Raw genomic sequence first — 26,853 nt, forward strand, 5'->3', positions numbered from 1 at the left:
CCACGCGCAACTGGACGCCCGCGGGGCCCGTGCGCCTCAACCCCTCCGCGAACACCACGCCCATTCAGCACGCACGGACGAAGACGCGCTGACCCGACTCACCCGACATCTTCCTTGACGCTCACCGCTGCCATGATCGAGCCCGCCCAATACGACCTCGTCACCTGCTGAGGGCCGTCGTGGTCCACCTGGGAGAAATCCTCCTCGGAGGCCGTTTGCAATGACCGAGTAATATTAATACTGCTTGGTCGCTTTGGGCATTCACCGAGGGAGATTTCCCCCGGTGAATGGTTGGAGGCTGCGCGTGCAGTCTCATCCCAACTCGCGCATCGGCGAGCTGCTGCCCCACGAGTGGACGCGCCGCCGCGCCACCGACTCTTCCTGAACGCCGCCGCTGGAGTCCAACGCCAGTCTGCTCATGCCCGAGCTCGAGACCATCGCTGAGCACAGCACCCGTCCGTCTTCAAGCGGTCCGGCACGACGTTCGCCGGACGGATACTGTGCAGCAGCACGTCTTCCAGATACTGCTATCGGGTCGCGGGCTGGCCCTGCAGGCTCTGCTGGATGGCCTTTTGGAGCACCTTGCGGTTCTCCGGGAAGCCCCGGTTGGGGTACGCTCTGGCGCCGCGCACGATGGGGGCGTACTGCTGGTACATGGGATCCGAGCGCGCCTGGGGGCTCTCGTAAAAGGACTGGCTCGCCTGGAGCAGGTAGCGCGGCAGGGAGCCCTGAGGCGCGTCCTGGCTGAGGGCGATGATGCCGCGCACCTCGGGGGTGCTCATGTACTCGGAGAATGCCTGAGCGTCCGCCGCACAGACGCCGGTGCAGTGGGCGTTGAGAACCAAGGCGTCCACGAACACTACCGGGTGCGTCCCCATACCGAGCGGGACGGAGATAATCTGCGGCAGGGGCAGCGCCGGGTTGGCCTTGCGGATGAAGAAGAGGCGCTCGGTGTACCCCATGAAGGCGTTGGCCTGCCCGGAGGCGAACGCCTCCTCGGCCTTCGTGTTGTCCTTGAAGGTGCCGTCGAGGCACGGGTTGGTGCTTGAGCCGCGGGCGCAGCTGTTCACCACCTGGTCGAAGACGCTCAGGGTCTTCGAGTCCAGTGGCAGCGCGAGGGCCTCGGAGAGCCGGTCCGCCGAGTTCGTGTCAGCCCACCCATCCATATATGCGGCGGGCAGCGTCCAGCTTCCGCTGTAGTTCGTCGCGAGGGGAATCTTGTCGGGCCCCAGGCCCGTGAGGGTCCGCACGAGTGACTGGCCATCGGTGGCGGAGTGGATGCTGGGGCTGCCCGAGTACACGACGTTCGTGCACAGGTACGTGGGCGTGCCGTAGCTCTTGCCATCGATAGAGGCAGCCTGCCGCGCGGCCGGGAACGCATCGCCTGCCTCCTTCGGCCAGGGCTGGATCCAGCCCTTGGACTGGAGCGTCCCCAGGAGCAGGGTGTCGATCTCCACGACCTGGGCGGCGTCGGCCCCCTCACTGAGGAACTTCTCCAGGGTGCCGCCAGCGTTCAGGTCATACAGGTCGAGGTTCTTGTCGAACACGACGTCCAGATCGATGTCCGGGTGGAACTGCTCGAAGTCGTGCTCAAGCCTCCGCTTGAGGCTCGCGAAGTTGTCGCCCGCCGAGTCGGGGATATAGGGGAAGAGAACCGCCTTGAGCTGCCGAGGCTGCTCTGCCGGGGGTTTGGGTTGCGAGGTGACACAGGCACTCGCAGCCAGGAGGACGGCGCAAAGCAGGACTCTCCGAAGCATGGGCGGCTCTCTTCCACTAGAGGGGTAAGGGGCGGCAGTGTAGTGGCCCTTCCCCCGGGGTGGAAGCCACACCCTTCCTGCTTGGCCAGGTATTCCATAGCGGCGATCGTCTTGGCTCCCTCAAGTCTGCTCACGCCCGAGCGCGAGACCACCGCCGAGCACAGCACCCGACCGTCTTCAAGAGGTCCGGCACGACGTCCGCCGGATGGATATGGTTGGAGTCCCGAGGGAAGTGACCGAGTAGTATTAAGAGTTCCTTTCAAAAATCCCCCGGGCTCTGTCAGCCCGAGGGAGCGCTCCGCTCAGGTGTGGTTTCGGAAAGAAGTTCTAAGTTGGTAGTCTCGGGGTATGTGCAATGGACAATCCCTCTCGGCCGCTGTGGACACCTGGATCCCGCTCAAGGACGCCGCGCAACATGCGGGAGGACCGTTCTCCGGCATCCCCACCAGCTCGGGCGTCTATGTGCTACGGGTCAGCAAGGTGGGAACAACGGACATTGATCGCGTGAAGAAGAAGTTCTCCTCGTCCCCGTTCATGAAGATCCGGGACCGTATGGACGCGTCAAGTGGCGCAATGTTCGCGGAGCTGGGCCTTGGTGAAGATCAGGGGTGGGCGCTCTCTGATTTCTACCGGCGACGGTTGGAGCGTGTTGACCGGATCGCCATCAAGCAGGGCGTCCTTACCTGCCCCATCATCTATATTGGCAGGGCCAACAGTCTCCAGCGCAGGCTGAATGAACTCGCTTTCGACGGGCACACGATCAATGCACCGTTCTGGGCCCTGCTCATGTCCGGCTGGGAGCTTGAGGTGGGCTTCAAGAAGATGAGGAAGAAGGCCGAGACCGCAGAGGAAGCCCGCCTCAAGGGGATATACCGCAAGCTCCACAGCAACGACCTTCCGCCCCTCGTGAAGAGGTAGTACGCACTGTACCCAGGCTGTACCCAAGATGAACGGACGCGGGTGGACCTCCATGGACGCTCCACCCGCCCCGCTCCAGAGGGAAACCGGCCGACCCTCAATCCCTCCGGGCACCTCGCGGATCAGGGTGGCGGGGCTTCAAAACCGGTGAGGGGCGCTGAGAGGCGTCCCTGGCGAGTTCGATTCCCGTGCCCTACCGCCAATCTTTCCCTTCTGATTTCGTGCCGCGTTCGGAGACGTCAGACCGGTAACTCACCGGGGATGGCTCTACGGTGGCCACGTCCTCAGTCCTGTGTCGTCCGCCTTCTGGCGACTCCACATTCGATGCAGTGCGTCCGTAAGCCGGTTGGAGCCGTTTGCGGTGCGGCGCGATGCCTCGCGAAGAAGCGCCATGGTTCCCTCATCCATGTCCAGTGCAGCCTCCGCGTTGATGATGCAACCTCTCTCGCAGTGCGCAGCAAGAGAACGCCTGTCTCGCCTGCGATCGACAGCGGCGTCCCTTCGCGCAGGGTTTGGCGCGCGAGGGCTCTGAATGAGTTCCAGTCGGGTGGTTCGTCCATCGTTCCCCCCTTGCGGCTCGGGAGGCACTTCAGGCTGCCGGTGACCACCAGCCCGCCGTATCTGGGGAAGGAAGCACCCACGCATCCAAAGCTTCGACACAGCCGGGATGCCACCCCTCCGTCCTACGGAGCGCTTCCGCGAGTGCCTCCATCTGCCTCCACTCCCGCTCATCAAACGTGTGACTGCGGATGACGCTGGGAATGGGCTCGCGATTCTCTTCTAGCCCCCACCGTGCCCGCTCGCGCTCCAACTGGGTGCCCCGCAGCAGCATGAGAGGAAATGCCTTTAGCACCGGCACCCGTTGCTGCAGGCAGAAGTCGACCGTTCTCCGGAAGGACGTCAGCGTCTGCTCGGGTAGGCCGAAGATGATAGAGACCTCGAATGAGGTGCCCCTCGCATGGAGTTTGCGAATGCCTTCCAGCACTTTCTCCAGATGGTTCACCCGCTCCACTGCGCGAGCCTCGCGCTCGTGGATGGTCTGAAGGCCGAATTCAAGCCTCACGTCGAGCCCCTCGCAGGCGTCGAGGAACTCGTCATCCAGCGTCGAGAAGTGGCACTGCAATGACAGCCGCCCTCGATAGCCGAACCTTCGGAACGTCCGCAGCACCGCCAGGGCGTGGTCCCCGAGATTGAAGAGTGGATCCAACACGGCGATGTCGTCTACCCCCGAGCGTACGAACAGTTCCATCTCGCGCTCCAGCCGCGCCAGGGGAATGTCCCGCCGCCGCAGGCGGCTACCCGCCTCCCGATGCTGGCAGAACGAGCAGCGGAAGGGACATCCGCGCTGCGTCTCCCAACGAATGAACCGCTGGCCCCCAGAGAGTTCGATGACATCGCCGAGGAAGGGGGACGGCAGCAGTGCCAGGTTCGCCTGCGCTTGGAGGCCGGGGTCCACCTGCCCCGCCCAGTGGACTCCCGTGAACCGGATGCGCTCCGAGGTGGAGGCGAGTGCCACCATGACCTCTTCGCCATACCCTCGAACAAAGGCATCCGCCTCGGGATAGATCTGCTCGAGGCCCGCCCCCGCGTAGGAAACCTGCGGCCCTCCAAGAACGATGCGCCCGCGAAAACCGTGCTGTCTGAGCGCTACCAGAAGTCTCTTCACCACCCCGTCGTTCCACACGTAGACGCCAAGTGCCACGTCCACCTGATCCGACTCGGTCCCCAATGCACCATCGAGGATGCTCCTCAGGACCTGCTCCTCGCTGAAGCCAGAGTTGTTGATGGCAAAGGAGAACGCTCGCACATCCACACCCGCGTTCCTCAGCGCCGCGACAATAGAGGCATGCCCCAGCGGAAGCCGAGGGTCCTTATCTCGGGTCCAATCGATAGACACCTGGATGACTCGCCGAGACCCAGGAGGGGCAGGAATGACCTGTGCAGTTTGAACGGACATGTGCCCCCGGGATGCGTTGGCAGTAATGGTCAGCAATACCCATAGCCCCAGCCGATTCCGACGAGTGTGAATCGGATGGATTCAACGGGATCGCCAGCAACGCTTTTCGGGAGAACGACCTTCCGCCGCTTCCAACCACGACACCGTCCATTGGGCCACCCGGCGACAAGGCGGCGGACAGTGCCCAGATGTCACGCTGGACTCCCCACCCCGCCCCTGCGCATATACGCCGCATGAACAGGCTCGCAAGCGCATCGATAGCGGCACTGGCCACGTTGACCCTGACGTCCTGCCTGGGCGGTGACGACGAAGGAGTGGACTGCGCCCAGGTGGTCGTCTGGGCCCGTCCCGCCTCGGGCGAGTGCCGGACCTTCGCGACTCCCTGTGACGTCCCCTCCGGCTACACCGAGTGCTGTGGCGGCCTCTTCGGCGGCTGTGTGTCGGGCGGTTCCGCCGACACTTGCGTGGATGACCCCACCGACGCCTGCAACCCGGGCGCGGGCGCCACGGACTGCCCTGGCATCTGCCAGTAACACCGTCACTTTCCACTCACGTTGACCGGCGTGTAACGCGGTGCGCGAGCTGATTCTTACGGGATGAAAGCGGCCGAGACTCCTCCTTGAAGAGTGAGGTACTCTCGACCTTCCGATTCAGCCGCTCTCGTCCGATGAGAATGTCCACCCACGTCCCACACCGGATTGCTGCTGGCAGCCCCCTTCTTACGCGCTCCTCCGCCCCACGGATGGCCGCCTCACCCGCCTCGTTGCGGAGTGACGCCTCCCGGGGCGGGCACGCAGGTGGGCCTTCCGCATTATCGGGCACCGCACCGCCCGCGAGGGCGTTCGTCCACGCCTCGAACCGGGTCGGGTCCGGCAGCTAGCCAGCGCCGACCCGGCCCTTCCTCGACACCTCGACTGCTTCCGTTCCACTCCGCGGCCGGGCCGCACGTGGGACACGACTGGCACCCAGGAGCCTCGCCTCATGAGTGACGCTTCGAAGAACCTCGACAAGCTCTCGCCCAAGCAGCGCGCCCTGTTCGAGCTGCTTCGCAAGGAGAAGCTCGCCGGGAAGAGCCCCGCCCGCCAGACGATTTCCCGGCGCACCGCGAGTGGCCCCGCTCCCGTGTCCTTCCCCAGCATCGACTGTGGTTGCTCGACCAGCTCGAGGGCGGCACCTCGTTCGCCTACAACGTCCACATCACCGTCCAGCTCACCCTGCGCTCGCTGCACCACCACGAGACGCTGCTGGAGGGCTTCCACCTGGACTTCGACGCCTTCTTCAGCGAGGAGCTGGAAGGCAGGGGCAGCTGGTTCTCCCACCTGGAGTCCTGGTGGCCGCACCGCAACGACGCCAATGTCCTCCACGCCCGCTTCCGCCAGAAGCTGGGCATCTCCGGCGACGAGCTGTAGGCCGCCAGGGCCGTCAGCCCACGGAGAGCGCCGTCACGGACGCTCCGCGTCACCCGGGGACCTGGGGCCCTCCTCCTTCTTCGGGCCCTCGCGCTTCTTGAAGCCCCACGAGGAGCTCCACATGCCCGGCCCGGTGAAGAGCACCGTCACGAGGGTCATCACCGCGGCACCGATGAGAATCTCCACCAGCATGTCCACGTTCTCCCCTGTCGTGACGACCCGCGTCGTCCCTCGCGAAGGACTGCCACCCACACACCCGCCGCGCGGCGCCTGGAGGGCAGCCGCGCGGGCAGCCGTCTCGCCGCCCACCGTCCCTCATGCCGCAACCCATCTCGGGACGCAACGCGGCGCCGGGTGGGAGCCCTTGATTGAACCTAACGCCTCACCGAAGCCCGGGGCATGAGGCGCCGGTGCCCCCGCCGCCCCTGGTGTTAGGCTCGCCGCCCCCATGCTCCTTCTCCTTGCCAGCGAGCCCCTCGCACCGGGTCGCGCACGCCGCCCCATCGTCCGCCGGGCCGCTCCGCTGCTCGGGCTCGTCCTCTCCCTGCTGGGCTGCGGGGGCCGCGAGACATCCTTCGGCACGGACGACCCCTGCCCCACCGGGAACTGTGGGACTCCCGGGCTGGAGAACAGCCTCCGCATCGCCGCGTTCAACGTGCACCGCCTCTTCGACACCACCTGCGACTCCGGCGCGTGTGGCGGCAGTGCCTACGAGGCGCTGCCCACCCCCGACGCCTTCGGCACCCAGGCCGACAAGCTCGCCAGCGCCATCTCCCGGCTGGAGGCCGACGTGGTGATGCTCGGCGAGGTGGAGACCCAGGCCTCACTGGACGCGCTGTCGACGCGGCTCCCGGGGTTCCGCCACGCGGTGCTGGGCGAGACGGGCGCCCCCGCCTCCGTGGACGTGGCCGTCCTCTCCGCGTACCCCATCCTCCTGACACGGGGCCACCGGGACCAGCCGCTCATCAAGCCGGACGGGTCCACGACGCGTTTCTCGCGCGAGCTGCTGGAAGTGCACCTGGAGACGCCGGGCATGCGGACGATTGTCTTCTCCGCGCACTTCCGCTCGAAGGTGGACGACGACCCCGGCCGCCGGTTCGCCGAGGCGGACGCATCCCGCGTCATCGTCACCCGCACGGCCCAGGAGTGGCCAGACGCCCTCGTGGTGCTGGGCGGCGACCTCAACGACGTGCCGGGCTCACCGCCGCTGGATGCGCTGGAGAAGGACGGCGCGCTGCTCCGCGTCGCCAGCGACCGCCCGGACAGCGAGACGTGGACGTACTCCTACCTCGGGAACCTCCAGGCCATCGACCACCTGTACCTCGCGCAGGGCGGGGGCACGTACGTGACCGGCTCGTTCCGGGCGGCACGCGAGGCGAGGGGCGGCTACGGCGGCTCGGACCATGCCGCGGTGTACGCGGACTTCCTGCCCGCCACGGAGTGACGCTCAGGCCGGGGCGGGCACGGCCTGGATGTCCAGCTCGATGTCCACCTTCTCGCCCACGAGCCAGCCTCCGTTGTCGAGCGTCTTGTTCCAGCGGAGGCCGTAGTCCGAGCGGTTGATGGTGGCACGGGCGGTGTAGATGAGCCGCGTGTTGCCCCAGGGGTCCTTGGACGTGGCGGCGTGGCGCGCCTCGAACACCACGGGCTGGCTCACGTTGCGGATGGTGAGCTCGCCCAGCAGCCGGAAGCCGGCGCCGCCGGTGGGCTCCACCCCGGTGCTCCGGAAGGTGAGCTTCGGGGCATTGTCCGCGTCGAGGAAGTCCCCCGAGCGCAGGTGCGCGTCCCTCTCCGGCGAGCCCGTGTAGATGCTGGCCGTGTCCGCGCTCATCTCCACCTCGCCCTGCGCCGGCTGCTCGGGATTCACCTTCAGCGTGCCGGAGACGCGCTCGAAGCGGCCATGCACGCGGGCCACCACCATGTGGCGGGCAACGAAGAGGATGGAGGAGTGCGCCGGGTCGATGTTCCAGGTGGGGGCTGCGGGCATGAAGAAGGCTCGGCGATGAACGGGCGGGATGAGGAGTCAGCACGGCCTTACGGCCGTGGCTGGCCCCTGCATCCTAGGAAGAATCCAGCCTCAGGCCATCGGATTGCGTCAGCGGAGGGGTGAACCGGAAGACGCTTCACCCCGCGTGGCGCGGACCTTCACCCCCGTCATGCGCTCACGAGGCGTCGCGCTCTTCTCCCGGTGGGCGAGCCTTCCGGGCCTCCAGCAGCGGCAGTTCCACGGTGAAGGTAGCTCCCCGGTCCGGCGCGCTCACCACCGAGACGGTACCCCCGTGCGCCACCACCACCTGCCGGGAAATCCACAGCCCGAGGCCGAAGCCACCGTACTTGCGTGCGGACACCGCGCGCTCGAAGCGGCCGAAGATGCGCTCCTGGTCCTCGGGGGCGATGCCGATGCCCTCGTCGCGGACGATGATGCGCGCCGCGGCGCCGACGCGCTCCACGCGCACCTCAATGGGCGCGCCCGCGCCGTACTTGATGGCGTTCTGCAGGAGGTTGGTCACCACCTGGTCCAGGCGCAGCCGGTCGAAGTGGCCCACGAGGGGGGCCTCCAGCTGGAGCGCGAGCGTGGAGCCCGCGGAGTCGACTTCGTCGCGCAGCCGCGCCACGGCGTCCGCCACCAGCGCGCTCAGGTCCACCAGGTCCAGCGAGAGCTGGAGCCGTCCGGTGGTGATTTGCGACACGTCGAGCAGGTTCTCCACCAGCGCCGACAGCCGGCTCACCTGCCGCCCCGCGGAGAGGATGCGGTCCCCCACGTGCGTGCGCGCCTCCGGACTCAGGTTCCGCTCGATGAGCTCCAGTTGCAGGCGGAAGGCTGTCAGCGGCGTCTTCAGCTCGTGGCTCGCCACCGAGAGGAAGTCGTCGCGTACGCGGACCGCCTCGCGCAGGTGCGACTCCATCACCTCACGCCGGGTCACCTCACCGCGCATCCGCGACAGCTCCAGCGTCGAGCGGGCACGGGCCACCAGCTCGCGTGCGGAGAAGGGCTTGACGAGGTAGTCGTCCGCGCCCGCCTCCAGTCCCTCCACGCTCGCCTCATCCCCGGCGCGCGCGGACAGCATGATGACCGGTAGCGAGCGGGTGCGCGGCTCGTCGCGCAGCGCCTTGAGCAATCCGAAGCCGCCCAGCCGCGGCATCATCACATCCGTCACCACGAGGTCGAACGGGCCATGGCCGGCGATGAGGTCCAGCGCCTGCTCGCCGTCCTCCGCCGTGACGACCTCGAACAGGGTGCCGAGCACGCGCGCGAGGTACTCGCGCAGGTCCGCGTTGTCGTCCACCGCCAGCACGCGCCCGCGCTTCCCGTCGGCGGGGAGCGGCTCTCCACGGGGAAGTGCCTCCGGGCGCGCGGACGGGCTCACTCCCGCGCCCTGGTCGGGGAGCCAGCGCAGCGCCTCCTCCACGAAGGTCTCAGGTCCGGTCGCCGTCGACTCCCGGGTACGCGCGGCGCGGAGGCGCGCGCTGGGGAGGTGCTCGCTCCCCAGTGGCAGCGCCACGGTGAAGGCGGTGCCCCTCCCCTCCTCACTGTCCACTCGCACCTCGCCCCCGTGCAGGTGCGCCAGCTCGCGCACCAGCGACAGGCCGATGCCGCTGCCCTCGTGGGTGCGGCTCCGGGCGCCCTTCACGCGGAAGAAGCGGTCGAACAGGCGCGGCTGGTCCGCGGCGGGAATGCCCGTGCCGGTGTCCTCCACCGTCAGCAGGGACTGGCCCCTCTCCTGGCGCAGGCGCACGGAGATGCCGCCCTCGAAGGTGAACTTCAGGGCGTTGGACAGCAGGTTGAGGACGATTTTCTCCCACAGCTCCCGGTCCACGAACACGGGCGCGGCCAGCGGCGGGCAGTCCACCGTCAGCACCAGCCCCGCGCGCTCGATGGCGGAGCGGAAACCACTGGCCAGGTCCACGGTGAGGGTCGCCAGGTCCACCGGCTCGAAGCTCGCCTCCAGGCGGCCCGCCTCCAGGCGCGAGAAGTCCAGCAGTGTGTTGACGAGCCGCAGGAGCCGCATGGCATTGCGGTGCACCAGCTCCAGCTCCCGCCGCTCGGCGTCACCGAGGCGGCGCGACGCGAGCAGGTCCTCCACCGGCCCCAGCATCAGCGTGAGCGGCGTGCGGAACTCATGGCTCACGTTGCTGAAGAACGCCGTCTTCACCCGGTCCAGCTCCGCCAGCGCTTCGGCGCGGCGACGCTCGTCCGCGTACGCGCGCGCGTTGCGCAGCGCCCCCGAGACTTGTCCCGCCAGCAGCTCGAAGAAGGACTGGTAGCCCGCGTCGAGCGCGCGGTTGGGGCTCACCCCCGCGACGAGGACACCCAGCGGCGTACCCTGCCCCTCCGCGGCGAGGGGGAGCACCAGCGCCGAGCGCACCGCGTCTCCCCAGGGGCCGCCCTTCACCGAGACGCGGCGCTCGACGTCGTCCACCCGCACCGTCTCGCCCGCCGAGGCCCTCGCGAGGGGCCACCCCGTGTCCTCCCCGGTTGCCAGGTCCACGATGGAGGGGCTCGCGGCTCCGCCCGCCGGAAGTCCGACGGTGCCGCACAGCGTGAGGCGCTGGCCATCCGACGAGCGCAGGTAGAGCAGCGCGAAGGGCACATCCAGCCGGTGTCCGGCGAGGGCCTCGGCCAGCCCCTGGCAGGTCCGCTCCATGCTGTGCGTCTCCCCGGCCTGGGCGGCGAGGTCGCTCAGCAGGCGGAGGCGCCGCTCGGAGATGACCTGCGGAGTCACTTCCGTACACACCGCGAGCATACCCATCACCGCGCCCGAGTCGTCCTCCGCGGGCGCGTGGGACACGTCGAAGTAGGCCTCCTCGCGGTAGCCCGAGCGCTCCAGCAGCAGCAGCAGCGCCGGCAGCCAACTGGCCACGCCCGTCTCCATCACCTGCCGGATGACCGGCCCCAGCGTGTCCCACGCCTCCGCCAGCGTGACGCGGATGTCGATGCCGAGCGCCGCCGGGTGCTTGTCTCCGATGAGCCGCGAGTAGCCGTCGTTGTAGAACTGGGTGAGCTGGGGCCCCCACGTGAGAATCATGGGGAAGCGCGAGGCCAGCATCGTCTTGACGAGCACCTTGAGGCTCCGCGGCCAGGCCGACGGCGGCCCTACCGGCGTGGACCCCCAGTCCCGCGCGCGGATGAGCTCGCGCAGCTCGCCAGGGTTGCCCAGGGCATCCAGCCAGGCCTCCCGCGCGGAGCCCTGCGGCACGGCGCGTTGCCGTGGAGTGTCCTGCCTGGCCTGGTCGTCCATCGTCCCCGGTCTCCTCCTGCGTTGCTGCTGCCGTGAGTCCACCTCCAGCGGCTGGCGCCTCCGGGAGCCCACTCGGGCCCACCGACTGGAGGGCATATCGGTAACCACCGTTCCGCGGAGCTGCTCCTCCCAAGGGCACCCTGACGGGCCCTTCTGGGACGCTGGAATGAAGAAGCTGTCATGTGCCCGACGCTCGGGGCTGTCCACCCGGAATCACCCGGCAGGCAGGGAGGCAGGCGGCGGCTCCCACGCAGGCCCGCGCCGTCGCAGCCCGAAGCCCGCCTGGTCCGTCAGCGGGGCCCGGGACGCTCCGAAACACCCCGAGTAGCGCCGAGTGGTACTCCCTGTAAGGCCGCCCTCGGAAAATTGGCTCAGGAATCGCTCGTCGTCCTCGTCGCTCACCTGCTCCTTCCTCCAACATCCCCACCTTCCATGCGCCCCACCATCGCGGTCATCAACGGCGAGCAGTACTGGCAGAGCTACTTCCCCGACTGCGAGGTCGTCCCGCGACGGCTCCAGGACGCGGCGTGGGTGCTGCGGGACGGGGAGCTGTGGTGCCTCAACCGCGAGGCGGCGACGCGCATCGACGGAGTCTTCTGGCGCGTGGGCGCGATTCGTCCGGACCCGCGACACCGGACGGTGCTGGACGTGCTGCGCCTGAGCGGCGTGCCCTGCGTCAACCCCGCGTCGGCCCTGGCCCGCTGCCAGGACCGCCTGTCCATGCTGGCCGAGCTGCGCGCCGCGGGGCTGCCCGTCATTCCCTTCGACGTGGCCCTCGGCGACGACATGGTCCGCCGCATCGCCCGCCCCGCCCCCTTCGTGGTCAAGGTGGGCAACCACCACGGGGGCTATGGCAAGGCGCTGGTCCGCAGCGAGGCGGAGTGGTTCGAGGTCGCCGACCTGCTGTTCGCCGCCAATGACTACGCCGTCATCGAGCCGTACATCGACTACCGGCGGGACGTGCGCTGCCTCGCCATTCGAGACAGGTATTGGGCGATGGCTCGCGAGGGCGCGGGCTGGAAGGCCAACGTGCAGACGCGGAAGCACCAGGTCATCGACCCGCCGGAGGCGCTGGTCGGGTACACGCAGCGGGCCCTGGAGCACCTGGGCGCGGACATCGTCGCGCTCGACTTCCTGGAGACCCAGGAGGGGGAGTTCGTGCTGCTCGAGTGCAACGACACGCCGGGCCTGTCCGGCTTCCCGGAGGTGCTCCGCGAAGAACTGGCGGAATGTCTCCGGGAGCGGATGCGCCGGTGAGCCGGGGGGCGGCTATGCGGCGAGGAAGCCGCCGTCGACGGAGAGAGGCGTGCCGGTAACGTAGCTGGCGCCGTCGGAGCACAGCCAGAGGGCCGCGCTGGCGATTTCCTCTTCCGTGGCCATCCGCCCCATCGGGTGCTCGGCGACGAGTCCCTGGACGAGCTCCGGGGCGAAGGTCTCCGCCTGGCGCATGCCGGCAGTCCGGGTGACACCGGCGCAGAGCGCGTTCACCCGGATGCCGCGAGTCGCATACTCGAGCGCCACCGAGCGCGTCAGGCCCACCACGGCGTGCTTCGAGGCGACATAGGCGTGGTGCGCGGCCCTGCCAGCCAGGCCGTAGATGGAGCTGAGGTTGACGATGGCGCCGCCTCCGGACTGGAGCATCGCGGGGATTTCGTGGCGCATGGCGAGCCAGACGCCCCGGGCGTTGATGGCCATGACGCTGTCCCAGACGTCCTGATTCGTGTTCTCCAGCGAGGCCATGTCGCCGCCGCTCCCGGCGCTGTTGACGGCGAAGTCCAGCCGGCCGAAGTCCTTCAGGGTGCCTTCCACGGCACGTGCCACGGAGGCGTCGTCGCGCACGTCGGAGGGAAAGAAGCGGACCCGGGCGCCCTCGGCTTCCAGGGCCGCGCGGGCTTCACGCCCGGCGTCTTCGCCACGCGCGGCGAGGACCACGCTGGCGCCCGCCCGGGCGAAGGCTCGCGCCGTGGCGAGGCCGATGCCGGAGGTGCCTCCGGTGATGAGTGCCACCCGTCCGGTGAAGTCATAGCGAGTCATCCAGGTTTCCTTTCCGAGCCCAGCCCGTTGCGGATGAACAGGACCGCCTGGCGGGCCAGGGCCCGGCGGCGCTTGAGGTTGAGCCGCTTGCGCAGGGAGTCCGACGCGAGGACCTCGTGGAGCTCGGCGCCGAGCTCCTGGAGGACCACGTCCGTCAAGCCAGGGCCGATGACCGTGGCGACGAAGCGCGTGGCGATGTCCAGGTCGGACGCCTTCAGGACACCGCTCCGGGCGCCCTCTTCCAGGACGGCACGGAGCTCGATGATTCCGGCCTCGCAGATGGCCTTGTAGAGGCCGCGGACCTCCACGACGGCCGTGGGCGCCGCGGCGGCCGCGGAGAGGCGGGCGAGGCGGGGGTGCTCGACGAGGAACGCCATGCCCCGCTCGATGAAGGTCTCCAGGCGCGTCCAGAAGTCTCCGTCCTGGCTCGCGGCGCCGACGAACTCACGCTTGCGGCGCGGGGCCTCCTCCGTGAGGAGCCAGCGGTACAGGTCGAGCTTGTCCTCGAAGTACTGGTAGACGCTGCCCTTGGGGATGCTCGCGCGGCGAGCAATCTGCGACAGCGAGGCCTCGGTGTAGCTCCGGTCGGAGAACTCGACGATGGCCTCGTTCACGAGGCGGTCCCGGCGCTCGTCCGGGAGGCGGAAGAAGGTGGGCGTGGGCATGTGACCGGTCAGTCATATGACCGACCGGTCGCATTGGCAAGGGGAGTTTCAAGACTCAACAGGGCAGCGCGACGCTTGTTCGAGCGTCACCCGCCCTCATTCCCGGCCGTGGTGACGGACTGGACGTTGAACCGGGTGGGGCTGACCGACAGGCATTGGACGAGCTGCTCATGGGCCCTGTCGACGTAGTCCTGGACCTCCAGGGGCTTCGACTCTGCATCTGCTTCCAGTCTCGCTTGATTGCAGAGCACCGGCCGCAGCGTGAGGAGTTCCTTCAGCGAATCGGCCAGGGACGTGCGCTGCTCCGCGACTCGGGCGCGCTTCTCCTCGAAAGTCCTGAGCTGAGCCGCGTCCTGAGGCGGCGTTCCCGCCACCGGCGCTTCCAGGGTCTTGATCGCCTCCAGCAACCCGCCGGGCGGCAGTGACTCATCGTCGAGCAACTCTCGCACTTGCGTGAGATTCGACCCGGCCTCCGCCCCCTCACTCATCAGGGCCTTCAGCTGGAAGGAGGCGCGTTGAACCTGCGCTTCCTTCTTTCGAAGGCGGTTCGCGCATGCAGCCAGATGCCCCGCGTTGTGAAGGCTTGCAAGCCGTTGTGAGGCGAGGGCCTGCTGGACGAATGTGCGCTCCCCACAGTTCAGCCAGGAGTCAAAGCCCGTGAAGAAGGCCAGCGCTGCCGCCCCCGTGATACCTGCGTAGGTCCAGTGCCGCTGCACGGTGTCGTTGGACGTATTCGGCCCCACGCCTGCCGCGATGACCGTCACTCCCGCGCTGATGAGCTGGCCAGCCTTGAGGAAGCCGGCTGTGAATCCGCAACGGCGATAGGCAGCCAGCGCATCATTGTATGCTACCGCGCAGTTGCGCGCCTGCGCGGCCATGTCACGGTCCTCCAACAAGGGAGTGGGGATGATCTGGGCCGTACCCTCCTTCACCTCTTCCACGTCCGAATAGCTCATCGTCCCATCATTGACGCTGCTGGGCATGACGATTCCCTGGCGAGAGGCGGATGCGTTGTTCTTACATGCAGTCAGGGTGAGCAATAGAGCAATCACTTGCAGTTTCATGAAGCCTCCGCTTCGGGTGATCCGCCGTCTGGAGCAATCCAGGAACCTGGGACGTCAATCGTCAAATGGCATGAGGCCGCTCGTGACGAGGGCGAACCTCTGCGTCGTCCCCACGGAGAGTCGGGTGGGATTCACCTCGAGGGTCCAGCGCCCATCCATGATTGGGGCGACCACGACCTCGACGTTGTCCACCCGATTGGGACCGTTCCTCGCAGCCATACCGGAGGGGTCCGACCTGTCGAGGCTGAAGGGAAAGTGCACCGCTCCGTCGGGGGACACGAGCATGAGGTCCAGGTCGTTCCGGAGCGCGGGCGTGGAATCATCTACACCCGCGCCGTTCGGCTCGGAAGCAGGGTCCGTCCACACCACCGTCACACGGATCGGCCCACCGTCAGACCGGAGCGTGCGCCTCAAGGGTGTGCCGGCTGAGACCTCGGAGAGTTCAACCAGGTGTTGACCCGTGCGTGCAATCACATGCCCTGCCTGGAGCGAGTGGATGGCCCCCCACCCAAACATGGGGTCAGGCCCGGGGGCCCCCCCGTCCACTGCGGTGTGGATGAGCACGGCCTTCAGCTCGGCGGATGAGGCGCTTCTGCCACGCCTTGCTTGAAACTGTTGGAGCAGGAGCGCTCCAATCCCAGCGGCCGTCGGGCACGCCATGGAGGTGCCACTGATCTCCGTGTACGCGCGGTCGTCTTCCGCCGAGACTGACAACAGGCTTTGCCCATTCGCCACGAGGTCAGGCTTGATGCGGCCGTCATCCGTTGGCCCCCAGTTACTGAAGTCCGTCGTCCGGATGGGCATGGGGGCCCCGCCATGGTCCTCGATGGCGCCAATGCAGATGCTGTTCTTCGCCACGCAGAGCCCTGTCACCGTGTCGAAGCCCCGCTGCGCGCCTTCGGAAGCGTCCGGAGCACGAACCAGGGCGGAGCGGACCCAGATCAGCTTTCCTGTCGTGGAGTCCCTCCCAAGGCTGTAGTGGACCACGGGCTGGAAGCTGGGAGCATCACTCCGGTCATTTCCCGCGGCAACGAACGAGGACAGGTGTGGGTAGGCAGCGAGGACGGCGTCGAGCTGGGCTTCCGTCGAGGTGTACTTCCCGAATTTGAAGTCCTCGGTCTCGCTGAGGCTCGGGTCTCCCCACCAGAACCATGCGCCATTCCGACGTTCCCATCCTGAAGAAGGGCCATAGGAGTGGTTGGAGATCTGCACGTCCCTGGCAATCAGCGGAAGCTGATTCAAGGCCTCGTGGAAGTCGAAGCTCCACAGCCTCACGGAGGGGGCCATGCCCCGGGCACGCGAGTCGACACCGCGCGCCGCGATGGTCCCCGCCACATGGGATGCATGCGTGCTGGGCGGGCGCTGCGTCCGGATGGAGACCCGGGACGTCAGGTGGCTCGCGGAGCGGGTGAGGAATTCGGAATGGCTTGCCCGGATGGCCCCTTCATCGAAGACCGCGGCGACAATGCCCGAACCATCGAAGCCCGGATAGGTGGCCATGAATTCCGGCACCAGGTGGAGGGAGCGGGCGTCCTGGTTGAAGGGTCTCAGTGCCCAGAGCTCGTCGACGTCAGGGGGCCGAGCCAGCTCGATCCACGCCACCCGGTCATTCGCCTTGAGCGACTCAAGCACCTCTGGCTCTGTCGACTTGAGCTCGGCTGCGACGGGCACCGTCGCGCGCGTGGCGATGGGCCGCTGGAAGTGCTTGCTGACGGACAGAGGCAGCTGGTTGCCAGGCGTGATGAGGGCCGTGACCTCCAGTTCCACGAGCTGCGCGCGTTTGACCGGGGCCCCCGCCGCGACTCCCGCGTCTTCTTCCGCGGACATCGACAGGAGCCCCAGGGACTTCTCGTCCGCCGGGATGCCCGCATCCGCGATGTCCACTCCCGCGCCCGCCGGCTCATCGTCCCCGGCAATCGAGTTCAGACTCAAGAGCGAGACACAGGCGATTCCCGCTCCAATCCATCGAATGTGAAAGGGCTGCTTCATGACTGACATCTCCTGCATGCGTGCGGCTTAGAGGCTTCCTGCGTCGTCCCTGACCGGGGCTTCGCTGACGGAGAGCGCCTTGTGGATGGCGAGCGAGTGGGCGTCATGCAGCCCCCCATCCCGCTGGGCGTCACGAAGCTCCGTGAGAGTGGGCAGGTCTTCGAGGGGCGGCTGCTCGTCGGGCGCCCCTTCCCCTGCCGGGCTGGTGGCCATGGCCTCGGGAGAAGCCATGGGCCCTCGAGGTGTCCTCCCTCTCCATCGCGAGGCCCGGACGCCCCCATCTGGAAGGACAGGGAGGTTCGCCAGATAGCCGAACGTGGGAGTTGGAGCGAAGTACTGGGTGACCGGGAGGGCGTCGACCGTCATGTCGAACTTGTTCACGATGTTGGTCGTCGCTCCGAAGAACTTCCCCCCAATCTGTACGACGGACTGCGCCGCCTGCCCTTCGACCTTCACCTCCTTGAGCTCACGGGAGGTGATCTGGGTGAGCACCACGCCGGTGATGTAGCGGACCTCGCAGGTGCGCGCCGGGAGACGCTGGCGCATGATCTCCACAATGTTCGCGCACTTCGCGGGATCCTTCTCGGCTGCGATGACAGGGTCGGAGATGCTGAATTCATAGGCATGATCGGCGGAGGAATTGATTCCGCCGACCACATGCTGGAAGGACAGCGCGGCCTGCCCCGTGACCTTCTTCAGGGTCAGCGCGTCGATGCCCGGGCGCGAGTCCACCTCACATCCGGCAAGTTGGTGCTTGAAGAGGCGCTCGAATTCGAAGTCACCCGCATCGGGCGAATCGCATGAGACACCCTCCCGCCTTGCCTTGCGGACATAGAGCGTGGAGAGCGCGTAGGAAGGATTGTTCCGCAGCGAGGAGATGGCTGGCGCCGGGAAGCGGTTGCCGATCATCTGCTCGTACGTGTAGTCCTCCAGGAGCTGGTCTTGGAGACGGGGCACCACGCCTCCATCCCGTTCGAGCGAGCCTCCCTCGGGAGGATGGGGGCATCCCGAAGTAGCCAGAATGGCCGCCACGGACATCGCCAGGATGACTCTCGGTAATACGTTCATCGGGCACTCCTCCTCGGAGCGCGTACTCAATGCCCTTGAAATTGTTGCGCTGCGCCTCCTAAAGCAGCGCGCGTACCAAAGGGCAGTCTCAGCAATTCCATTGACTTGCGCGGCTGCCCTCGTACCCACGGACAGTGGACGTGATCGCAATCGCGCGATCGCACTCACAGCGCCTGCCAGGTCGGGATTCACACCAGGAGCATCCACGCCTCATGCGAGGACGCTTCCCGGGAATGCGATCGCACTCACGCCCTCTTCAAGCGGCGGCCTTCACGGAACCCCATGGTTTCTCAACGCCCACCAGATGGCGCGCGCCTTGCTCTTCACAAACATTGCCAGCGGAGGGCAGCCCCGGAGGGGACATGCGGTAGGCGGATACGCAGGTCAGCGACTTCCGGAGGGCGCCACGAGGGCATGGGGGGCGTCTTCGGCAGGTCCGGTCGTCAGGGGCAAATACACCCCGAAGCGGCCGGGCCTGCCGAATCGACGTTTCTCGCGCTCGGCGGCCTCGCTCAGCCGCCGAAGCGCTCGAAGTAGCGCGTGAGTTGTTTCACCGCCGTGCCCCGGTCCGCCGACACGCGGGGGGCCACCCGGTGCGCGAGGGACACGACCTCCTCCGCCGTGCGCGGCACCGGGAATTGCGCCGCTCCGCTCATGTGAAACAGCAACAGGGGCTTGAGGTACTTCTCGTTCAGCTCCTTCTGGTCGTCCCACGTGCGCGGCGCGTGCTGGTGGTCCTCGATGAAGGCCCGCACCGCCGTGGCGGCGACCTGCGTAGCCAGTCCTTCCCAGTCATCCCCTGGCGCCAGCCCCTCCACCGGCGGGCGCGGGGCTTCCTGGGGCAGCGGCGCCACTGGCAGCAGCGCCCCCTGCTCCAGCGCTCGCCGGCAGGCCTTCGCGTCGATGCTTCCCTTCACCGCCTCCCTCGGCAGGCGCTGGACGAAGTTGGCCAGCTCCCGGAAGTTGCCCTCCCAGCGGTGTGCTCGCAGCAACTCCAGCGACTCTGGTGTGAGCGTGTCGTAGGCCGTCACCCTCTCGCCCAGAGAGCGCGTGCGCAGGTACGCGGCGAGGTCCTCCCATCGCTCCCTCAGCGGGGGCACATCGATGACCTGGATGGACAGCCGGTACCAGAGGTCCGCCCGGAACCGCCCCTCCAGCGTCGCGGCCCGCAAGTCCTTGTTCGTCGCGCAGACAATCCGCACGTCCGCCCGCTTCGGCCGGCCGTATCCGCCAAGGCGCTCGTACTCGCCGCTGTCCAGGAAGCGCAGCAGCATCGGCTGGACCTCGGGCGGCATGTCCGCCACCTCGTCCAGGAACAGCGTGCCTCCGTTGGCCCGCTCCACCGCGCCGATGATCTTCTGCGTGGCCCCCGTGAAGGCCCCCTCCTCCGCGCCGAACAGCTCCGAGCGCAGCAGGTCCTTGCCGAACATCGAGCAGTTCAGCGCCACGAAGGACCCGCTCCGGCCCGAGCGACGGTGGTACGTCCTCGCCAGCCCCTCCTTGCCCGCCCCCGAGGGCCCCAGCAGGAGGATGCGGATGCTCCGCGCGGCGGCGTCCACCACCTCGCGGTGCGCTTCCCGGATGGAGCGTGAGGCCAGGATGAGCCCTTCCTCGCGCGTCTGCCGCTCCGCCTCGAACAGCAGGTTCTGCCGGCTGACGTACTCCCACAGCTGCTGGAGCACCCGAGCCCAGCGCCGGTCCATCGTCTCCTGCAGGGAGAGGCGCAGCTCGCGGCCTCCCGCCACCGGAATGCGTCCGGGCTCGTCCGCGAGGGTCTCCGCCCCCTTGCCGCCATGCAGGGAGACCGTGGCGGGAATCCCCACCCGTGCCAGCCAGTCCTGCACCGCCCGCACCAGCCCCGGGCCGAAGTCCTCACTCCCAGACCAGGATGCGTCCGCCGGCCCGCCATCACCCCGCTCCCGATGCTCGGGCGCCGCGAGCTGCAGGATGACGGACTGCCCCGCGGGCACCCGCACCGTCTGGCGCCTTGGCAGGAACAGCCAGCTTCCGTTGCGGCTGCCCACGTCGCGCACGCACACCGTGCCCCCCTCCACCCAGACGAGCGCGTGGTTGGCTGAGACGCTGGGCGACGCGAGGGCCACTCCCCGCGGCGGACGCTCCAGGCCCGGCGGCACCTCGCCTGAGAGGTCCGCTGCCTCCGGCTGCCTGCCGGCCAGGAGCGCTTCGCCTTCCACCAACTCGATGGACTCCGCCCCCAGCTCCGGGGCCTGCAACACGATGCGCGTCAATGCAGTCCTCCGACGGTCTCCGTTCCACCCCCACCGCACTCCCAGCCCGCCATCCTACGTAATCGCACCACGAATCCCGATACCGGGGGCCCGCCTCCTTCCCCCAGATGACCGTGGCGCGCGTGCCTACTCCTCCAGGAACCGCTGCATCGCATCCGGCATCCAGCGGAACACCGTCTTCTCGCGAGCAGTGGCACCCAGCCGGGCATAGAAGGCTCGCGCGGAGGCGTTCTCCGGCCGCATCTCCCACCGAACGGGCAGCCCCTCCGCGGTGCCGACCTCCGCCAGGTGCCGCATCAGCGCCCGCCCCAGCCCCGCCCCTCGCACGCTCGCGCGCACGTACAGGTCGTCCAGCCGGATGACGCGCGAGTTCGCCCAGGTCATGAAGTCCACCGTGTAGGTCGCGAAGCCCACCATCCCCTCCGGCCCCTCCACCAGCGCCGCCCGCAGCAGCGGCGGCCGCGCGCCCAGCGCCTCCCGCAACCGGTCCTCCGTCGCCAACATGAACTGCGCGCTCTCTTCATGCGCCGCGAACTCGCGCAGCAGCGCCAGGAGCACCGGCGCATCCGCCTCGGTGGCGACGCGCACCTGGAAGATGGAGACCTGGGTCAGCTTGTCGGAGGACATGTTTTTCGCATCCCACGCGGCTGTCATTTTGCCAAGCCGCTGCACCCGGGGGATTCTGACGCCCACGGTCAGTCCGGAGGGGGAAACGTACCGTGAACTGGACTCCTCGTTCGTGCTGGCCGCCGCGCCGCCTTGCCTTGGAGCCAAGCCCCGTATGCGCATCGCCGTCATCGCCACGTACACCCATCCCACCCGGCTGCGCGTCAAAGAACCTTCCATCATGCAGTCCTCCGTGCCGGAGCTCATCGCCGGCCTGTGCCCTGCGCACGCGGAGGTGGAGATCTTCAACGAGAAGGAGACCGACATCCCCCTGGACCGCCACTGGGACCTCGTCTTCTTCTCGTACCTGCACTCGTACTACGAGCACACCAAGGTGCTCTCCACCCTCTTCCGCGCGAAGGGGATGAAGACCGTGGCCGGCGGACGCCACGCCAGCTACTTCCCGGATGACACGAAGGAGCACTTCGACGCGGTCATCACCGGCGAGCCGGAGGCCAACGTCCCCGCCCTCGTCGAGGACTTCGAGAAGGGCCAGCTCCAGTCGCTCTACAACCGGCCCTCGCTCGGCCCCACCGCCATCAAGCCGTACCGCTACGAGCTCATCGACTTCACCCAGAACAAGCTGCGCCTGCCCGGCATCGAGGCGTCCCGCGGCTGCCCCTTCACCTGCAACTTCTGCGTCCTCACCGGCAACGAGCGCTACCGCTACCGCCCCGTCGCCCACGTCATCGACGAAATCCAGACACGCATGCACTGGAACCCCAACTTCCTGGGGCTCATGGACGATGCGTTCATCTTCCTCGACAACAACCTGGGCGGCTCGCCCAAGTACCTGCGCGAGCTGTGCGAGGCGCTCATCCCCCTGAAGAAGACCTGGGGGTGCGCGCTCACCTTCAACGTCCTCAAGGACGAGGCGCTGGTGAAGCTGATGGCGAAGGCCGGATGCCGCTACGTGTACACCGGCCTGGAGTCCCTCAATCCCGACTCCCTCAAGGCCATGAACAAGGGGCAGAACAAGCTGAGCGAGGTGGATGCCGTCATCCGCCGCGTGTTCTCCGCCGGAATCCTGCTGTCCTTCGGCCTCATCGTCGGCTCGGACGGGGACACCAACGAGTACCTGGAGAAGCTGCCCATGTACCTCGCGGACCTGAAGTACTTCTCCGTGACGTTTCTTGGCATCGTCTGCCCGTATCCGGAGACGCCCTTCTTCCGCGAGCTCCAGGCCGAGAACCGACTGCTGCCCGGCACCGTGAGCCGGGACTATGACGGCTACACCCTCTGCCACCAGCCGAAGAACCTGCACCCATCCGAGGTGGTGGAGCACTTCAACCGGCTGTGCCTGGAATTGGGCAGCCTGCCCAACATCGCGAAGCACTACTGGTCCAAGCTCACCATGAGCGACATGCCCCGGTACAAGCAGACGATTCTGTTCTCCGGGCCTGAAATCCTGAGCATCCGCAACCCGGTGAAGAACAAGGCACGGCGGTACATCGCCGGCCAGGATTCTCTTGAGGAGTGGGACGTGCGGCAGATGCAGACACTGGGCTTGCAGCCGCAGCGCCTGACCTGAGGCGTGTCGCGTCCGGGGGGGCTCCGCAAGCCCCCCCGTTGCTCAGCCCGCCGCGACCTGAGCGCCCACTCCGGACTCCGCCTCCAGCCGCTCCACGCGCCGCAGCTCGGCCTTCGCGTCGATGGAGGTGAACACCTCCCTGGCGCGGGTCAGCAGCTCCGGCCGCCGGTGCGGCAGCGCCGCCGCCGCGTCCAGGTACGCCACGCCCGTCTCCCAGCGGTTGGGCGTGGCCTCCAGCACCTTGAAGGCGCGCTGGAACAGCGGCTCCGCCGCCTTCGCGCCCTTCTTCAGCGCCTTCGCCCGCGCCGTCACCCGCATGGCCGGGCCCCGCAGGTACGGGTACAGCTTCCCCAGCGCCCGGGCCTTGAAGGCGCAGCGGCGTACAATCGCCCAGAGCTGCTCCTTCGGCACCGAGACGGCCCCCTGCTCCAGCGCGAAGAGCGCCCCCTCCGCCGCGTCCACCAGGCCAATCTGCAGGAAGGGCACCAGCACGTGGTAGCGCCAGAGCGCCTCGTCCGCACGCACCGCCATCAGCGCCGCCTCCTCCACCTGCTGCTCGCGCACCGCCACATTCACCAGGTGGTTGAGGCTCGCGCACTGGTTCGCCAGGTCCTGCACCTCGATGCTGATGCGCAGCCCCTCCTCCAGCTCCGCGCACAGCTCGCCCACGTCCCCGTCCCCTCGCAGGTAGCGGCACATGGGCACCCACGCGTGCGCCCAGCCCTGGTGCATCAGCGCGTTCAGCTCCACCCCCACCCGCCCCATCTCCCGGTAGTTCCGCTCGGCGACCTCGAAGCGCGCGGCCTGGAACTGGCTCGTCGCCAGCATCATCAGCCCCGTCTGCACCTCCCACATGTCGCCGACCTGCCGCAGCAGCGCCACCGCCTCCTCGCCGTACTGCGTCGCCCGCGACTGCTCATTCGTGAAGATGGACAGCGTCGCCAGCCGGCTCAGGGCAATGCCCTCCGCCGCCGCGTCTCGCGAGAGCCTCGCGTGCTTCAGCGCCCGGTGGCACCACGTGCCCGAGCGCTTCAGCAGCCCCGAGCCGAACAGCAGTGAGCCGTAATAGCTGCTCGCCAGGGCCAGCCCGTACTCACTGCGCGAGCGCTCCGCCATCGTCGCGGCCACCATCGTCGCCCACGTCAGCTTCCCGATGTCCGCGAAGTAGTAGATCTTGATGAGCGAGATGAGCGTCGACAGCTGCTTCAGGTACAGCGGCAGCCGGGAGCCGAGCGGCCGCACCAGCCAGGGGAAGACGCCGTAGAGCAGGTGCAGCCCCAGCGCCAGCACCGTGCGCACACCCAGCGCCGCCAGGTTGCGCGGCATCGTGCGGCCCATCAGCACCAGCGCCGTCTCCAGCTCCTGGATGGCCCGCTTCGACTCGCCCTTCTCCTGGTGCGCCCGCCCCAGCCCCAGGTGGATTTCCGCCTTGCGCGACTCCTGCTCCTCGTCCGCCAGGCACTGCTCGAACATCAGGATGGCGCCCGCGTAGTTGCCCGCCTGCAAGAGCGTCTCCGCCAGCTCCTGCATCACCCGGCGCGTCTTGATGAGGACCTCGTCCGGATCCAACGCCACCGTGCCGCCCAGGACCTCCATGGCCCGGTTGTAGTGGTGGATGGCGTCGTCGTTGGCGTACTGCTCGCGCGCGCTGCGAGCCGCCATCAGCGTGTACTCCAGCCCCTTCACCTCATCGTTCCCCGCGAGCGCGTGGTACGCGAGGATGCCCGCGGACTTCACCGGGTTGTCGCCCGCCCGCGTCTCGATGAAGCCCGCCATCCGGCGGTGCAGCTCCTCCCGCGCCGACACCAGCAGCGTGTTGTACGCCACGTCGCGGATGACGATGTGCTTGAAGATGCAGGTGAAGGGCTCCTCCACCTCCAGCAGGATGAGCCCCAGCTTCGTCAGCGTGTCGATGGCCTCGCGAATCCGCTGCCGGGTCACCGAGCCCGGCGCCAGCTCCGCCACCGCCTCCAGCGTGAAGATGCGCCCCACCACGGAGGCCACCTTCACCACCAGCTTCTCCGTCTCGCTCAGCAGGTCGATGCGCGCCAGCACCACGTCCTGGATGCTGTCCGGCAGCTCCAGCGCCTGGAGGCTGCGCTTGCGCTCCATCCGCTCCGCCCCCGGCGACACCGGCCCCAGGTAGCCGCCCTCCACCAGCCCCTGGACGATGGACTCGGCGAAGAACGGGTTGCCCTGCACCTTCGCCAGCAGCATGTCCTCCAGCACCGTGTCCGGAGGCTCCATGCGCAGGTGCAGCCGCAGGAGCGCCCGCGTGTCGTCGTCGTCCAGGTTCGCCAGGTCCAGGCGGTGCAGCCCGGGCAGCCCCTTGAGGTTCTTGAGGTGCTCGCCCGGCCGCATCGTCACCAGCAGCGTCACCCGCAGCGGGGCCAGCCGCGCGGCCACGTACTCGATGAGGTCGACGGAGATGTTGTCCGCCCAGTGCAGGTCCTCGAAGAACAGCAGCACCGGCGTCTGCTTCGACAGCTTCTCCAGCAACTGGAGGATGATCTGGAAGAGCTTCTGGTTCTTCCGGCGCGCGTCCAGCTCGCGCGTGACGGGCTCCTCCTCCAGCGGCAGGCCCATGATGCCCGCGAGCACCGGTATCCACTCCGGCCCGGTGTCCTCCAGCCCCTCGAAGCCCTGGCGCAGCTGCGCCAGCTGCGTGTCCAGGTCGGCTCCCTCATGCAGCCCGAAGACCTGGACCAGCACCTCCTTCCACGGGAAGAAGGGGGTGAACATCTCGTACGAGTAGCAGATGCCGTAGAGGCTCCGCGCCCCGCGCCCCTCCGCCTCCTCGACCACCTTCGCGCCCAGCCGCGACTTGCCGATGCCCGCCTCGCCAGACACCACGCAGATGCGGCCACTACCGTCGATGGACTCCTCCACCGCGGTGCGCAGCGCCAGCAGCTCGCCCTGGCGGCCGACGATGTCGCCCTTGCCCTTGATGAACAGGCTGCGGCGCACCTCCGCCTGGAGCCGGTACACCGGCACCGTGCGCGCCACGCCCTTGAGCTTCGCGTCCTCCACGAACTCGGTGGCGAAGCCGCTCTGCTGCAGCTTGCGCTCCGTGTTGCCGTCGATGTGGATGCCCGTGCCCCGCCCGTGCGTCATCAACCGGGCGGCCAGGTTCACCACTTCGCCCAGCGCCGAGTAGCCCTTGCGCCACGGCGAGCCCATGTCGCCGAAGTACGCGTGCCCCGTGGCGACGCCGATCTGCAGCTCCTGCACGAAGGGGAAGTTCTCCCGCTCGCGGATGAGCTTGCACGCCAGCCGGCTCGCCAGCACTTCCTTGCTCTGCAGCGCCGTGGGTGCGCCGAAGATGACGTAGAGGACGTTGCCCTTGTCCGTGAAGTCCGTCATCAGCAACACGCCGCCGTGGTGCGCGCTCTCCCGCTGGACGTACTCGTAGAAGGTGTTCAGCTCGCGGGTGAACTCCTCCGCCTGCTCCGGCTTGCTGCTGTTGGTGAAGCGCAGGAAGAAGCAGGTGACGTCGCGGAAGTCCCCGCTGAACTCCTGGTGCGCCGTCGTTATCTTCGTGAAGAGCACCGGGTGCAGCAGCAGCGCGCAGCGCCCCACCAGGTCATCCCCACCGCCCAGCGCCAGGGACGGCGGCGGCTGGGACTGGAGCGGCGCGGATGGCTCCAGGCGGTACGCGCCGTCCCGGACCTCGCCCTTGCGCGCGCCCTCGGGCAGCAGCGCCCAGGCCTCGGGGCTCAGGAGCACCTCGCCCACCGTGGCGCGCTTCTCCGCCTTCACCGCCTGCTCCAGCGGCTGGCCGATGAGCGCCGGGTGCATCCACATTCCCGTGGAGCCGAGGACGATGCGGTGCGACTCGCCAAAGCCGATGCCGATGCGCGAGGACACGGTGAAGCGCTGGCCCAGCAGCTCCAGTTGAGCGAAGCGCAGGAGCCGGCGCTGCACGCCCAGCGCGCACCGGGCCGCGCGCTGCACCACGCCCGCGTCGTCCTCGCCCGGCGCGGGCTCGAAGCAGGCGAGGATGGAGTCTCCGGCGAACTGGTAGATGTCTCCGCCGTGGTCCTTCACGACGTCGATCATCTCCGTGTAGTAGCTGGTCAGCAGGCGCTGGAGCGCGTCGATGCCACGCGGCCCCGCCTCGCTCAGGCTGACGACGATGGGCGTGAAGCCGGCGATGTCCAGCAGCAGGATGGCGCCCCGTACCGGCTCCACCGGTGGCAGGGAATGCGCCTCCGTGTGCTCCAGCCTGCGGAGCACCGCGCCGGGGATGTACGGCACCAGCGACGCGAGGATGGGGTCGGTGTTCGCCGGCAGCATGGTGGCGCCC

General features: G+C 68.1%; 20 protein-coding genes and 1 pseudogene. 6 read left to right on the plus strand and 15 right to left on the minus strand.

Going from position 1 to position 26,853, the window contains the following annotated elements; genetic code table 11:
• Nucleotides 1–527: 527 nt before the first annotated feature.
• A complete protein-coding gene (locus G4D85_RS33915) occupies nucleotides 528–1,757 on the minus strand; it encodes an extracellular solute-binding protein (protein ID WP_164018229.1) in 1,230 nt (409 codons plus the stop codon).
• Nucleotides 1,758–2,261: 504 nt separating this feature from the next.
• Here G4D85_RS33915 and G4D85_RS33920 point away from each other — a divergent pair.
• On the plus strand, nucleotides 2,262–2,675 hold the full coding sequence (locus G4D85_RS33920; protein WP_164018230.1) for a hypothetical protein: 414 nt from the start codon (nucleotides 2,262–2,264) through the stop codon (nucleotides 2,673–2,675).
• 267 nt (nucleotides 2,676–2,942) lie between these two features.
• Here the strand turns inward: G4D85_RS33920 and G4D85_RS50870 are convergent, their stop codons facing one another.
• The 3 genes and pseudogenes from G4D85_RS50870 to G4D85_RS33930 form a co-directional block, all read right to left on the minus strand.
• Nucleotides 2,943–3,083 (minus strand): DUF2379 family protein, encoded by a 141-nt coding sequence (locus tag G4D85_RS50870; protein ID WP_420821740.1) that lies wholly within the window; start codon nucleotides 3,081–3,083, stop codon nucleotides 2,943–2,945.
• Nucleotides 3,084–3,160: 77 nt separating this feature from the next.
• Nucleotides 3,161–3,235: pseudogene (locus tag G4D85_RS50875) on the minus strand (DUSAM domain-containing protein); the annotation flags it as partial.
• A 29-nt stretch (nucleotides 3,236–3,264) separates the two neighbouring features.
• Nucleotides 3,265–4,632, minus strand: coding sequence for a B12-binding domain-containing radical SAM protein (locus G4D85_RS33930; RefSeq protein WP_164018231.1), 1,368 nt, complete (start codon nucleotides 4,630–4,632; stop codon nucleotides 3,265–3,267).
• 233 nt (nucleotides 4,633–4,865) lie between these two features.
• On the opposite strand from G4D85_RS33930, the gene G4D85_RS33935 reads away from it, so the two are divergent.
• Both G4D85_RS33935 and G4D85_RS33940 read left to right on the plus strand, forming a co-directional pair.
• Nucleotides 4,866–5,165, plus strand: coding sequence for a hypothetical protein (locus G4D85_RS33935; RefSeq protein WP_164018232.1), 300 nt, complete (start codon nucleotides 4,866–4,868; stop codon nucleotides 5,163–5,165).
• A gap of 615 nt (nucleotides 5,166–5,780) precedes the next feature.
• Nucleotides 5,781–6,041 (plus strand): sulfotransferase domain-containing protein, encoded by a 261-nt coding sequence (locus G4D85_RS33940; RefSeq protein ID WP_164018233.1) that lies wholly within the window; start codon nucleotides 5,781–5,783, stop codon nucleotides 6,039–6,041.
• Nucleotides 6,042–6,074: 33 nt separating this feature from the next.
• On the opposite strand, the gene G4D85_RS49000 is transcribed toward G4D85_RS33940, so the two are convergent.
• Complete coding sequence (locus G4D85_RS49000) at nucleotides 6,075–6,233, minus strand: hypothetical protein (protein ID WP_205525831.1); 159 nt, start codon at nucleotides 6,231–6,233, stop codon at nucleotides 6,075–6,077.
• A 256-nt stretch (nucleotides 6,234–6,489) separates the two neighbouring features.
• Here G4D85_RS49000 and G4D85_RS33945 point away from each other — a divergent pair, with 256 nt between their 5' ends.
• A complete protein-coding gene (locus tag G4D85_RS33945; protein ID WP_164018234.1) occupies nucleotides 6,490–7,485 on the plus strand; it encodes an endonuclease/exonuclease/phosphatase family protein in 996 nt (331 codons plus the stop codon).
• A 3-nt stretch (nucleotides 7,486–7,488) separates the two neighbouring features.
• Here the strand turns inward: G4D85_RS33945 and G4D85_RS33950 are convergent, their stop codons facing one another.
• Both G4D85_RS33950 and G4D85_RS33955 read right to left on the minus strand, forming a co-directional pair.
• The gene (locus G4D85_RS33950) at nucleotides 7,489–8,028 is read right to left on the minus strand and encodes a YceI family protein (protein WP_164018235.1); all 540 of its coding nucleotides are present in this window, start codon (nucleotides 8,026–8,028) and stop codon (nucleotides 7,489–7,491) included.
• 175 nt (nucleotides 8,029–8,203) lie between these two features.
• The gene (locus G4D85_RS33955) at nucleotides 8,204–11,281 is read right to left on the minus strand and encodes an ATP-binding protein (protein WP_164018236.1); all 3,078 of its coding nucleotides are present in this window, start codon (nucleotides 11,279–11,281) and stop codon (nucleotides 8,204–8,206) included.
• Between the two features lie 432 nt (nucleotides 11,282–11,713).
• Between G4D85_RS33955 and G4D85_RS33960 the strand changes: the two genes are divergently transcribed.
• Nucleotides 11,714–12,538, plus strand: coding sequence for an ATP-grasp domain-containing protein (locus G4D85_RS33960; RefSeq protein WP_164018237.1), 825 nt, complete (start codon nucleotides 11,714–11,716; stop codon nucleotides 12,536–12,538).
• 12 nt (nucleotides 12,539–12,550) lie between these two features.
• Here the strand turns inward: G4D85_RS33960 and G4D85_RS33965 are convergent, their stop codons facing one another.
• From G4D85_RS33965 to G4D85_RS33995, 7 genes are all read right to left on the minus strand, one after another.
• Nucleotides 12,551–13,315 carry an SDR family NAD(P)-dependent oxidoreductase gene (locus tag G4D85_RS33965; protein ID WP_164018238.1) on the minus strand — a complete coding sequence of 255 codons (765 nt, stop codon included), beginning with the start codon at nucleotides 13,313–13,315 and terminating at the stop codon, nucleotides 12,551–12,553.
• Complete coding sequence (locus tag G4D85_RS33970) at nucleotides 13,312–13,980, minus strand: TetR/AcrR family transcriptional regulator (protein ID WP_164018239.1); 669 nt, start codon at nucleotides 13,978–13,980, stop codon at nucleotides 13,312–13,314. The genes G4D85_RS33965 and G4D85_RS33970 overlap by 4 nt, the downstream gene beginning before the upstream one ends.
• Nucleotides 13,981–14,066: 86 nt before the next feature.
• On the minus strand, nucleotides 14,067–15,044 hold the full coding sequence (locus tag G4D85_RS33975) for a hypothetical protein (RefSeq protein WP_164018240.1): 978 nt from the start codon (nucleotides 15,042–15,044) through the stop codon (nucleotides 14,067–14,069).
• 54 nt (nucleotides 15,045–15,098) lie between these two features.
• Nucleotides 15,099–17,033 (minus strand): S8 family serine peptidase, encoded by a 1,935-nt coding sequence (locus tag G4D85_RS33980; protein ID WP_164018241.1) that lies wholly within the window; start codon nucleotides 17,031–17,033, stop codon nucleotides 15,099–15,101.
• Nucleotides 17,034–17,060: 27 nt separating this feature from the next.
• Nucleotides 17,061–17,990 (minus strand): hypothetical protein, encoded by a 930-nt coding sequence (locus tag G4D85_RS33985; protein WP_205525832.1) that lies wholly within the window; start codon nucleotides 17,988–17,990, stop codon nucleotides 17,061–17,063.
• Between the two features lie 623 nt (nucleotides 17,991–18,613).
• Nucleotides 18,614–20,350 (minus strand): sigma 54-interacting transcriptional regulator, encoded by a 1,737-nt coding sequence (locus G4D85_RS33990; protein ID WP_164018243.1) that lies wholly within the window; start codon nucleotides 20,348–20,350, stop codon nucleotides 18,614–18,616.
• A gap of 126 nt (nucleotides 20,351–20,476) precedes the next feature.
• Entirely contained in the window at nucleotides 20,477–20,977 is a 501-nt protein-coding gene (locus G4D85_RS33995; RefSeq protein WP_164018244.1) for a GNAT family N-acetyltransferase, read from the minus strand.
• Nucleotides 20,978–21,131: 154 nt separating this feature from the next.
• On the opposite strand from G4D85_RS33995, the gene G4D85_RS34000 reads away from it, so the two are divergent.
• Complete coding sequence (locus tag G4D85_RS34000) at nucleotides 21,132–22,547, plus strand: B12-binding domain-containing radical SAM protein (RefSeq protein WP_164018245.1); 1,416 nt, start codon at nucleotides 21,132–21,134, stop codon at nucleotides 22,545–22,547.
• Nucleotides 22,548–22,589: 42 nt separating this feature from the next.
• Here the strand turns inward: G4D85_RS34000 and G4D85_RS50415 are convergent, their stop codons facing one another.
• A complete protein-coding gene (locus tag G4D85_RS50415) occupies nucleotides 22,590–26,843 on the minus strand; it encodes an AAA family ATPase (protein WP_164018246.1) in 4,254 nt (1,417 codons plus the stop codon).
• Nucleotides 26,844–26,853 lie beyond the last annotated feature (10 nt).

It is taken from the genome of Pyxidicoccus trucidator, assembly GCF_010894435.1.
Classification (GTDB): Bacteria; Myxococcota; Myxococcia; order Myxococcales; family Myxococcaceae; genus Myxococcus; species Myxococcus trucidator.